The organism is Parvularcula marina, assembly GCF_003399445.1.
In the GTDB taxonomy this organism is placed as follows: domain Bacteria; phylum Pseudomonadota; class Alphaproteobacteria; order Caulobacterales; family Parvularculaceae; genus Parvularcula; species Parvularcula marina.
Window position 1 is genome coordinate 1 of sequence record NZ_QUQO01000024.1, and the last position, 534, is coordinate 534.

1 pseudogene is annotated in these 534 nt (G+C 46.4%); it reads left to right on the forward strand.

The features are described 5' to 3' along the window. Positions 1 to 40: 40 nt before the first annotated feature. Positions 41 to 534 (forward strand): annotated as a pseudogene (locus DX908_RS16945) (NrfD/PsrC family molybdoenzyme membrane anchor subunit); the annotation flags it as partial.

Genomic DNA, 534 nt, shown 5'->3' on the forward strand with positions numbered 1-534 from the left:
AGGCTTAATCAATAAATTAGAAGTAACTAGAAGATAAATTATGGCGTCGCATTACGAAGCACCTATTCGAAAGCCCTTAGTACTTGGAGATAAAGGATACCACGATGTTACCGTGGATATTGCCGCTCCGGTGGAGGGAAAGGCCAACAAACAATGGTGGATTGGCTTTACCATTGCCCTTGTGGCATTCCTTTGGGGTCTGGGAGGTATCATTTATACCATTTCCACAGGTATCGGGGTTTGGGGTCTTAACCGAACTGTAAACTGGGCCTGGGATATCACCAACTTTGTATGGTGGGTAGGTATTGGTCACGCAGGAACACTGATATCGGCGGTATTGCTTTTGTTCCGTCAAAAATGGAGAATGGCGATCAACCGTTCTGCAGAGGCCATGACCATTTTCTCAGTTGTTCAGGCAGGTTTGTTCCCGATCATTCACATGGGGCGTCCTTGGTTGGGTTACTGGGTTCTTCCAATTCCAAACCAGTTTGGGTCACTTTGGGTTAACTTCAACTCCCCATTGCTTTGGGATGT